A 10242-nucleotide genomic window follows, 5' to 3' on the forward strand; every position below is an offset into this window, starting at 1 on the left:
ATCATGCAGTACGGCTACAAACTCTCGGCAGAAGGCTTCGGACCGCAGGAACTCGTGCGTCAGGCACGCCTCGCCGAGGAATCGGGGTTCGACTTCGTCGAGATCAGCGACCACTACCATCCGTGGCTCGACTCGCAGGGGCATTCCCCGTTCGCATGGACGGTGCTCGGGGCCATCGCCGCGACGACGGACTCGCTCGGTCTCGCCACCGGGGTGACCTGCCCGACGCTGCGGTATCACCCGGCGATCATCGCCCAGGCCGCGGCGACCCTCTCGCTCGTCTCGGACGGCCGGTTCACGCTCGGCGTCGGCTCCGGCGAGCGCTTGAACGAGCACGTGGTCGGCAGCGGGTTCCCGGCGGTCGCCGAGCGCCAGGCGATGCTCCACGAGGCGCTCGAGATCATCCGGTTGCTGTGGTCGGGCGGCTACCACTCGTATCGGGGCAGGTACCTCCGCCTCGAGGACGCTCGCGTCTTCGACCTCCCCGAGGAGCTCCCGGTGATCGCGGTGGCTGCGGGCGGACCGGATGCCGCGAGGCTCGCTGCCGAACTCGGCGACGGCCTGTTCGGCAACGAGGCGAAGCCCTCGATCCTCAAGGCGTATCGAACGGCCGGCGGCGACGGACCGCGCTATGGCGAGGTCGGACTCGCGTGGGCGCCCGACGAGGAGTCGGCGGTGCGCGCCGCCCACGAGTCATCCCGCTGGTCGCTCACCGGCTGGAAGGTCATGAGCGAACTGCCCAACCCGGCGAACTTCGAAGCCGCGTCGGCGCTGATCCGAGAAGAGGACGTGGCTGCCAAGTTGCCGTGCGGACCGGATGCCGCCAAGCACCTCGAGGCGATCGGCGAGTACGAGCGCGTGGGCTACGACCACGTCGTGCTTGCGAACTCGGGCCCGGATGTCGACGGCTTCATGGACTTCTTCGCCCGGGAGCTCAAACCCGCACTGAGTGGGTGAGCGCGGCGGCGCTCGGCGGCCGGTCGCGTCGCCGTCCGCAGAACTTTCGCCGTTCTTCTGTTTGCGGCATCCGCTCACCCGTGTGACCATCGGAGACATGGTCATCGCCGATCGCACCACCCAGACGGCTCTCGCAGCCGCCCCTGCCGCGCCTTCGGGTGCCGACGGCCATGAGCCCGACGAGGTCGACGCGCTCACGCTCGGCCGGCGCATCCGCGAACGCCGCACCGCGCTCGGAATGACGCTCGGCGAACTCGCCACGGCGATCGACCGCGCCCCCTCGCAGGTCTCGTCGATCGAGAACGGCAAGCGCGAGCCGCGCCTCTCGATGCTGCGCACGATCGCCCTCGCGCTCGGCACGAGCGTCGATGAACTGCTGCGAACGGATGCCCCGAGCCAGCGCGCCGCACTCGAGATCGCCGTCGAGCGCGCCCAGCGCGGGCCCGTCTTCGCCGCGCTCGGACTCGCGCCGTTCCGCGTCGGCAAGGCGTTCAACGACCAGACGCTGCAGACCATCCTCACGCTGCACAACGAGATCGATCGCCTGCACCGCGAGCGTGCCGCGACGCCCGAGGAGGCACGTCGCGCGAACGCCGAGCTGCGTGCCGAGATGCGCGCTCGCGACAACTTCTATCCCGAGCTCGAGGCGAAGGCGGCCGAATTGCTCGAGGCCGTGGGGCATGCGGGCGGGCCGGTGTCGCACCAGCTCGTCGCAGACATGGCGAGCCACCTGGGCTACTCGCTGCACTATGTCGGCGACCTGCCGCACTCGACGCGATCGGTCACCGACAAGCGCCACGGCCGCATCTACCTGCCCACGCAGCAGTCGCCCTCACGCGACTCCCGCTCGCCGATCCTGCAGGCGCTGGCGAGCCACATCCTCGCCCACGAGGAGCCGAGAAACTACGGCGAATTTCTGCGCCAGCGCATCGAAACGAATTACCTCACCGCGGCGATCCTCCTGCCCGAGCAGGCCGCCGTGCGCTTTCTCACCGAGGCGAAGAACCTGCGGCGCATCTCCATGGAGGAGCTCCGCGACGCGTTCGCGGTGTCGTACGAGACGGCCGCGCACCGCTTCACGAACCTCGCGACGGCTCGCCTCGGCATCCCCGTGCACTTCATGAAGGTGCACGAGTCGGGAACGATCATCAAGGCGTACGAGAACGACGCCGTTCGCTTCCCGTCGGATGCGTTGGGTGCAGTGGAGGGCACGACCGTCTGCCGCAACTGGACGGCGCGCACGGTGTTCGACGTCGAAGACCGCTTCAGCCCCTGGTACCAGTACACCGACACACCCTCGGGCACGTTCTGGTGCACGTCGCGCATCGAGAAGGCCAAGGAGGGCGAGTACTCGGTGTCGGTCGGCGTGCCCTTCGAGCACGTCAAGTGGTTCCGCGGCCGGGAGACCTCGCACCGCGCCGTGTCGCGCTGCCCCGATGAGACCTGCTGCCGCCGCGCACCGGGTGCGCTCGCCGAGCGGTGGGCCGATCAGTCCTGGCCCGCTGCACGCACCCCGACCTCGCTGCTCGCAGCGTTGCCGACGGGCACCTTCCCCGGCGTCGATCAGACCGAGGTGTACCAGTTCCTCGAGGCGCACGCGCCGCGCGGATGAGGAGCTGTGCCGGCTCGCGAAGCGGGCGATAGCCTCCCGCTATGGGATCAATGAGCCATTTGTACGCTGTCGTGCCGGTCACTGATCGAGCTGAGTGATGCATCAGATCGAGTTCCCCAAGATCCTGGCCGAGTACGGCCTCCACGCAACCGGTGATCCGAAGCCGCTCGAAGGCGGCGAGGACAACGGCAACTTCCGCATCGCGACCGACAAAGGCGAGGTGGTGCTGCGGGAGTACCGGGTGTCGGGCATCGAGAAGATCCGCGCCGAGCTCCGGCTGGTCGCGTTCCTTGGCCAGAACGGGTACCCGACGCCGGCACCGTTTCACACCGCCTCAGGTGAGCTGGTGATCGAGGCCGCTCGCCCGATCGCCGTCTTCCCGTGGGTGCCCGGCGACGTCCCGCCCGAGATGACCGCGCCGCTGGCAGGGCAGCTCGGTGGGCTGCTGGCCCGGATGCACCTCCTCACCGCCGACTGGACCGACGAGCGGATTCCGGTGATCGACCGCCTCGGCCTCCTCCACCAGGGCTTGGCGTCCCGGCCCGAGCTCGACGGCGTCGACGACTGGCACGATCGCGTACGGGACTTCCTCGAAGGCCGAAGCGAAGAGCTGGAACGCTTGCACGAGCTGCCCTCCGGTCCGCTCCACCATGACCTACACCGCCAGAACCTCCTGGTCGCCGACGGGGAGGTGACCGCAGTGCTGGACTTCGACGAGCTCAACCACGGTCCGCTCGTCATCGACCTGGCGCGCGTCTTCCACTACCTCGCCGTCGACGACCCCGACCGGCGGCTGCCGCGCGATCTCGCCGACGCTGCGGTAGCCGGATATGAGCGGACGAGGGCCCTGTCCGATGCCGAGCGCGAGCTGCTGCCGGTCGCCTTCGACCTGGCGGGAATGGTCGACGCCGCAGCCTTCATCATGTGGGCCGCACCCGCCATCGGTCTGACGCATGTGGACGAATGCAACAGCTGGATCGCCTACCTGCACAACGTCGACGCGCTCTCCTGACGACTCGCCGAGGCGCCCGCTGAGCCTGAGTCAGCATTCGTGACATCCGTGGCAGTATCTCGACTGTGTCAGCGTTGAAGCTCGCGTCGGTCGTTGCCGTTGTCCTGCTCGCAGGAATGGGGCTTGCCGGCTGCATCAGTCCCGCATCGGGATTCGCCGTCTTGGATCGCGCGGCGGAAGCCGGCGACGCCCTCCCGAAGGATCTGCCGGACTACGCCGATGACAGCCTGGATCCGACGACGAGCCGCTTCGTGGGCGAGCATGACGGCGATCGCCTCTACTTGGCAAGAGGTGACAACTCCGCGATCTGCCTCGTGATCTACCCGAACAACGAAGAATGGGTCGTCGGATGCGGCGAAGGTGGCGGACTCACGGCCGTCAGCGGGCCGTCGGGCACGTATGAGATCCGGCCAGATGGCGCCCCGGCACCGACCGGAGCCGAGGAGATCTCGCCGAACGTGTTCACGGCCGGCTAGAACCTGGAGTCACTCGACGAATTAAGAATCCGCCCATTCCGGACATGTCCTATATGAGGACACTCCGCGAAGGGGCAGGCTGATGGATTGGTTGGATGAGGCGGTGCGGGGCGCTGCGCCGCGGGCGCTGGGCGCCGAGCAAGCCGCCGCGGACAAGGCTGAAGCCGTGGCGCGCGCCGTGGTTGCAGGATCTCGCGAGCGCGCCCGGGTATCGCGTCTCCGGAGGTTCCTTACCGGCGCTGCGCTCGGGATCAGCGTTGTCGGGCTCGGCGTCACGGCTGCGACGGCAGGGCCGGCTGTCTTCGACTGGCTGGGTTGGACACCGGATGTCGTCGCGCAGCGCAGCTTCGAGTTGAAAGACGGTACGGAACTCGGACTGTGCGAGGTCTTCTTCAGCGTGCAGCCCTACTATCGCGACCACGACGTGTCGGACGAGGAAGTCGACCGGCGCACCGAGGCGGCGCGGAAGTTCCTCGCGGAACACGACTGGGATCCGCTCATCGCATCCATCACCAGCGCTGAGATCGAAGTCGAGTACGAACTCGAGGTCGAACGACGCGCCGCATTCACCGACCCAGCGAGCATCGCATCCGGTGCCACCCCGCCGCCCCCAACCTATTCAGTGGCGGCCACACACGTGATGGGCGAGCGCATCTCTGCCGAATTCGAGCAGGCGGGCCACCTCACGCACGGCGTCGGACTGGAAGTAGCAGCACGGCCGTGCGACGGCGCGACCGAAGGCCCGGCACAGTGATGCGGCGACGGCGCCGCTCAGCGCAAGAAGATCACATCGAGAGCGCCTACCTGGCCAACGCCGCCGACCTGCTGAGCTACTTCGGCCGCCGAGTACAGATTCCAGCCGATGCCGCAGATCTGCTCAGCGAGACGTTCCTGGTCGCGTGGCGGCGAGGCGACCGGATGCCGGCAGAGCCCGAGCAAGCAAGGATGTGGCTGTTCGGAGTCGCCAGGCGCGTGCTCGCCAACGCCGCCCGCGGCGCCATCCGTCATTCCGATCTCACCCACAAGCTGCGCGCACATCTCGAGACGCTTCCCACCGAGCACGTCGACACGGAGACCCTCGACATCCGCGCCGCGCTCGACGCGATCCCGGCCGATCAATCCGAACTCGTACGACTCGTGCTGTGGGACGGATTCACCCTGCCCGACGCAGCCACGATCCTCGGGATCAGCGAATCGACCGCGCGCGGCCGCTACCAACGCGCCCGGACTCAGCTCCGCGAACTCCTCCGCGAGCACGAATACGAATGGAGGACACCATGAACGCAGGATGCAAGCGCTCAGCGCCTCCGGAACCCCCGTACCCGCTGCACGCGGAACTCCTTCGGGTATGCGCCGGCGTCGGCGCCACCCGCCTCGGGCGGGAAGTCGAAGATGTCGAGCATGAGCTGCATCGGGTAGTCGGGCGACTGGGTCGTCGAACGCACGAGCTGACCGTCGATGAAGAAGCGCACGCCGCCGGGCGTCCACTCGATGGCGTAGTCGTGGAAGTCGCGCACGTCGAGCTCGACGGGAACCTTCTCGAAGTCGTCGGCGATCGTTGGGTCGTTGAAGGGATGCACGCCCATGCCGACGAGCGCCGAGGCATCCGTCACCTCGCTGCCGAAGATCTCCATGACGCAGATCTCGGCGGAGTGCTCGGGCACGTCTTCGATACCGATCATCCAGAGGGCGACCATGCTGTCGGGGTCGGCACTGGCGGCCGCGCGCACCTCGATGATGCCGTACTGCGGCGTGTACAGCCGCTGCTCGCGCTGCGCTTCGCGCACGACGAGTCCGTCGCGGAACGGATGCTGCCCCTCACGGCTGCCCACCGGCCCCGATCGCACCCCGGTCTGCAGGTTCGACACCCGCACGATGCCGTCGTACTCCGCCGACCACGGCGGCTGGTCGGCGTCGACCCGCAGGGTGAGCAGTCCGTCGCCCACGTCGTAGCGTGCGCGAGTGGCGTCGCGGCTGCTCCACTGCGGCAGGTAGTGCGGCAGCCACTGGGCGGGGTCGAGGTCGGGGCCGGAGAAGTCGGCGTCGAACTCGAGTTCGTAGCGGGCGTAGTCGATCGTCTCGGGCACACCTCATCGTGCCAGGTGCCACCGACACGGGGCATCCGGCCACCCTGTCCGGCGGCGAGCGGATGTCGGGACACCGCGCCGCTGGCGCGTCCGCCTCGCCGCGCGGGAGGATGGAGTACCAGACCGCGATGGAGTGATCCCAGTGGGAACGACCGTATTCGAACGGCGCCGGCCAGCGGCATCCGTCGTGCAGCACTCGCTCGAGCACACCGCGCAATCGGTGTTCTGGCTCGACGACCTCGGCCGCGTTCCCGCGCGCCCGAAGCTCTCGGGCGAGCGGGTCGCGCACCTCGCGATCGTCGGCGGCGGCTACACCGGGCTCTGGACTGCGGTGCTCGCCAAGCGCCGCAACCCGAACGCGCACGTCGTGCTCATCGAGGCGAAGACGATCGGCTGGGCGGCATCCGGCCGCAATGGCGGCTTCTGCGAGGCGAGCCTCACCCACGGTCGCGAGAACGGCCTCGCCCGCTGGCCCGATGAGCTCGACACGCTCGACCGGCTCGGCCTCGAGAACCTCGATGCGATCGAGGCGGCCGAGGCCGAGTACGGCATGGACTTCGAGTTCGAGCGCAGCGGTTCGCTCGAGGTCGCCGTCGAGCCGCACCAGCTCGAGTGGTTACTTGAATCGGCAGCGGATGCCGCGGCGCGCGGTGACGCGACCGTTCGGTTCCTCGACGAGGCCGAGACCCGCGCCGAGGTGGACTCGCCCACCTATCTCGGTGCCGCCTGGCATACGCGCACGAGTGCGACGCTGCACCCCGCGAAGCTCGCCGTCGAACTCGCGCGGGTCGCAGAGGAGCTCGGCGTCGAGATCTTCGAACGCTCCCCCGTGCGAGGCATGGACACGCCGGGCTCGACGGGAGCGGTCACCCTTGTGACCGACGGCGGCCGGGTGGTCGCCGAGCACGCGGTGCTCGCGACGAACGTGTTCCCCTCACTCCTCAAGCGCAACACGCTCATGACCGTGCCGGTCTACGACTACGTGCTCATGACCGAGCCGCTCTCGGCCGATCAGCTCGCGGCGATCGGCTGGTCGAACCGCCAGGGCATCGGCGACATGGCGAACCAGTTCCACTACTACCGGCTCTCGCGCGACAACCGCATCCTCTTCGGCGGATACGACGCGATCTACCACTACGGGGGTCGCGTGCGCGACGAGTACGAGCGCCGGCCCGACACGTTCGCGCGCCTCGCGAGCCACTTCTTCACGACGTTCCCGCAGCTCGAGGGCTTGCGCTTCAGCCACCAGTGGAGCGGTGCGATCGACACGTGCACGCGCTTCTGCGCGTTCTACGGCACGGCACGCGACGACCGCGTCGCCTACGCGGCAGGATTCACCGGACTCGGCGTCGCCGCCACGCGCTTCGCCGCCGAGGTCATGCTCGATCGCCTCGAGCGCCGTGAGACCGAACGCACGCGACTCGAGATGGTGCGCGATCGGCCGCTGCCGTTCCCACCCGAGCCGGCCGCCGCGCTCGGCATCAACGCCACCCGCTGGTCGCTCGACCGCGCCGACCACACCGGCGGCAAGCGCAACGTGCTCCTGAAGACGCTCGACGCGCTCGGACTGGGGTTCGACTCGTGAACGGCGAGATCCGGCTCGACGCGGGCACGGTGACGGATGCTGCAGCCATCGCCCTCGAGCACGAGCCCGTGCCGGCCGAGCAGGTCGTCGCGGGTGGGCCCACCACTGGACTTCACGTGCTCGATTCGACCGACGGCCGGATCGTCGGCGTGTGGGAGATGACGCCGGGCGCGATGCGCGACATCGAGGCCGACGAGGTGTTCATCGTGCTCTCAGGTGCTGCGACGGTGGAGTTCCAGCATCCGATCGCCGACCCCATCGTGCTGGCGCCGGGCTCGGTCGTGCGGCTCGAGGCGGGCATGCGCACCCTCTGGACGGTGCGGCAGACCCTGCGCAAGCTCTACGTCACGCCCTGACCCGCCCCGGTGGTCGAGTGCCGCCGCCGGAGGCGACTCTCGAACCCGGTCGGACGCATGAGTTCCCGATTGCTCATGTCAATCCCGCCTCACATGAGGCGGATCTCACACGAGACTCGGTGAACACATACTCCGGTGGTCGAGTAGCGCCGCCGACGGCGACGCGTATCGAGGCCACGCTCGATCGCTCGGGTGGTTTCGATACGGCTGCTTCGCTGCCTACTCAACCACCGGGGCGAACCATCGAGGGGCGCCTCAGGCGGCGGATGCCGCGGCGGCCTCCGTCGGCGGACCGGCCGGCTCGATGCGGAAGGTGCGCGTGAAGCGCACCAGCGCCTCAGTGTCGCCGGCGAGGATCGACACGTCGCTCGGCTCTAGCGCGCCGGAGATCAGATCGCGGAATCCCGCGGGATGGATCATGAGCTCGAGTTGCGACTCGAACGCCGCTTCGGGCGTGCGCTTGCGCTGAGGCTGCGGCAGCGCGCCCGGGCCGATCGGCACGACGTCGAGTGTGCCGTCGACGACGACCGCCACCACGGAGACGTCGCCGACGTGCAGCACGTACTCGGTCGGCGGCATCCCGGCTGCGGCATCCGCCCGGAACGCCGCTCGGAGCGCCACGGTCAACGCGTCGCGGGTGATCAGGTCACCTTCGGCCGGCTCGCCGAGCACCGACCAGCCCCACCGCTCGAGGGCGACGACGACAGGTTCGAGTGCCTGCCCGAGGGCCGTGAGCTCGTACCCGCCCCGCACCGTCGGCACGCGCCGGATGACGCCCGACTCCTGCAGCTCTTTGAGCCGGTCGCTGAGGATGTTCGTGGGGATGCGCGGGAGCCCCGACTTCAGGTCGCCGTACCGGCGCGGGCCGACGAGCAGGTCGCGAACGATGAGCAGCGCCCACCGATCGCCGACCCGCTCGAGCGCCCGAGCCGTGCCGCTGTACTGGCCGAAGCCGCGTGCCCCGCGAGTGGCCACGTGGTCGACGTGTCAGGCCGAGGCCGACGAGGCCGTAGCGCCCTGCTCGGCCAGGTAGGCTTCGGGGCCCTTCTCGGCGGCCGCGGGCTCCATGAAGAGGAACCCGAGGATGTTGCCGTCGGGGTCTTCGAGGTCGCGCGAGTACATGAAGCCGTAGTCCTGCGCCTCGCGCGGCTCGCTGCCGCCGGCGGCGAGTCCCTTGGCGAGCACCTCGTCGACCTCGTCGCGGGAGTCGCGGGTGAACGCGAGGCTCACCTGCGCGTGCGTCTTCGGGTCGATGATCTGCTTGTCGGTGAAGGTGCCGAGGTACTCACGAGTGAGCACCATGAAGTAGATGTTGTCGTCGAGCACGACGCAGGCCGCGTTCTCGTCGGTGAAGAGCGGGTTGATGCTGAACCCGAGCGAGGTGTAGAAGTCCTTCGACCGCTCGAGGTCGGTCGTCGGCAGGTTCACGAAGATTGAGGTGGGCATCAGTGACTCCAGTTCGAATCGGTCGGAATTGGCGTTGCACGAATTAGCTTGCTCTTTGCAAGTGCACTTGTCAATAGCAAGTAACTTCGCGGCCTACTCGACCACCGGGGCGCTGCGCCGCACGAGCAGCGCGAGATGCAGCGCGGTGAGCGTCTCGCCGTCGTCGAGGTTCACCCCGAGCAGGTCGCCGATGAGCCCGAGCCGCTGGTAGAACACCGACCGCGAGAGGTGACTCGCGGCGGCGGCTGCGGTGCGGTTGCCGGGGTGGGCGAGCATCGCGCCGAGCACGTCGAGCAGGTCGCCGCCGCGCGCGAGGTCGTATTCGATGAGCGGCGCGAGCATGCGCTCGCCGTGCCGCTGCAGCCGGTGGTCGTCGCGCAGCGAGGTCACGAGCCGCATGAGCGGGCGGTCGTCGGCGCGGCGCAGCACCGGGCCGCGCGTGCCCCGCGCGACCGGGCCGCGGGCGAGGTCGATCGCCTCCTGCACCGAGCCGAGCAACTCGTCGAGACCGGCAGCGGGCGTGCCGATCGAGAGCACGAGACGATCGGCGGATGCCGCATCGCCGTCCGTGAGCGAACGGGCGAAGCCGCGCGCCGCGGCGTCGTCGAGCTCCACGCCGCCGGGCAGGGAGAGCAGCACGATGCACGCGGGCGCGGGCAGGATCCGTTCGGGCGCGGCACCGGCGACGGCCCGGCTGCCGAGCGCGCGGGC

12 protein-coding genes are annotated in these 10242 nt (G+C 69.1%); 8 read left to right on the top strand and 4 right to left on the bottom strand.

What is annotated here, in order from left to right:
• The first annotated feature begins 3 nt into the window (after positions 1–3).
• From ESP51_RS04645 to ESP51_RS04670, 6 genes are all read left to right on the top strand, one after another.
• Entirely contained in the window at positions 4–957 is a 954-nt protein-coding gene (locus ESP51_RS04645; RefSeq protein ID WP_129519717.1) for a TIGR03557 family F420-dependent LLM class oxidoreductase, read from the top strand.
• Positions 958–1054: 97 nt separating this feature from the next.
• Entirely contained in the window at positions 1055–2569 is a 1515-nt protein-coding gene (locus ESP51_RS04650; protein ID WP_129519740.1) for a helix-turn-helix transcriptional regulator, read from the top strand.
• 97 nt (positions 2570–2666) lie between these two features.
• Complete coding sequence (locus tag ESP51_RS04655) at positions 2667–3581, top strand: phosphotransferase (RefSeq protein WP_129519718.1); 915 nt, start codon at positions 2667–2669, stop codon at positions 3579–3581.
• 65 nt (positions 3582–3646) lie between these two features.
• Positions 3647–4057 carry a hypothetical protein gene (locus tag ESP51_RS04660; protein WP_129519719.1) on the top strand — a complete coding sequence of 137 codons (411 nt, stop codon included), beginning with the start codon at positions 3647–3649 and terminating at the stop codon, positions 4055–4057.
• A gap of 91 nt (positions 4058–4148) precedes the next feature.
• A complete protein-coding gene (locus tag ESP51_RS04665; protein ID WP_129519720.1) occupies positions 4149–4811 on the top strand; it encodes a hypothetical protein in 663 nt (220 codons plus the stop codon).
• Complete coding sequence (locus ESP51_RS04670; protein ID WP_129519741.1) at positions 4811–5338, top strand: RNA polymerase sigma factor; 528 nt, start codon at positions 4811–4813, stop codon at positions 5336–5338. The genes ESP51_RS04665 and ESP51_RS04670 overlap by 1 nt, the downstream gene beginning before the upstream one ends.
• A 17-nt stretch (positions 5339–5355) precedes the next feature.
• On the opposite strand, the gene ESP51_RS04675 is transcribed toward ESP51_RS04670, so the two are convergent.
• Positions 5356–6144, bottom strand: coding sequence for a glycoside hydrolase family 16 protein (locus ESP51_RS04675; RefSeq protein WP_129519721.1), 789 nt, complete (start codon positions 6142–6144; stop codon positions 5356–5358).
• Positions 6145–6286: 142 nt separating this feature from the next.
• Here ESP51_RS04675 and ESP51_RS04680 point away from each other — a divergent pair, with 142 nt between their 5' ends.
• Together ESP51_RS04680 and ESP51_RS04685 are read left to right on the top strand one after the other, a co-directional pair.
• On the top strand, positions 6287–7729 hold the full coding sequence (locus tag ESP51_RS04680) for an NAD(P)/FAD-dependent oxidoreductase (RefSeq protein WP_129519722.1): 1443 nt from the start codon (positions 6287–6289) through the stop codon (positions 7727–7729).
• Positions 7726–8085: a cupin domain-containing protein gene (locus ESP51_RS04685; protein ID WP_241842976.1), complete on the top strand. Its 360-nt coding sequence runs from the start codon at positions 7726–7728 to the stop codon at positions 8083–8085. Before ESP51_RS04680 ends, ESP51_RS04685 begins: the two co-directional genes overlap by 4 nt.
• A gap of 255 nt (positions 8086–8340) precedes the next feature.
• Here ESP51_RS04685 and ESP51_RS04690 read toward each other — a convergent pair whose 3' ends face one another.
• From ESP51_RS04690 to ESP51_RS04700, 3 genes are all read right to left on the bottom strand, one after another.
• Positions 8341–9060, bottom strand: a complete 720-nt coding sequence (locus ESP51_RS04690; protein ID WP_129519723.1) for a winged helix-turn-helix transcriptional regulator — start codon at positions 9058–9060, stop codon at positions 8341–8343.
• A gap of 12 nt (positions 9061–9072) precedes the next feature.
• A complete protein-coding gene (locus ESP51_RS04695; protein ID WP_129519724.1) occupies positions 9073–9531 on the bottom strand; it encodes a VOC family protein in 459 nt (152 codons plus the stop codon).
• Between the two features lie 93 nt (positions 9532–9624).
• A partial coding sequence (locus ESP51_RS04700; RefSeq protein WP_164990402.1) for a PucR family transcriptional regulator occupies positions 9625–10242 on the bottom strand: 618 nt, incomplete at its 5' end.

Source organism: Agromyces albus (assembly GCF_004134825.1).
GTDB lineage: Bacteria > Actinomycetota > Actinomycetes > Actinomycetales > Microbacteriaceae > Agromyces > Agromyces albus.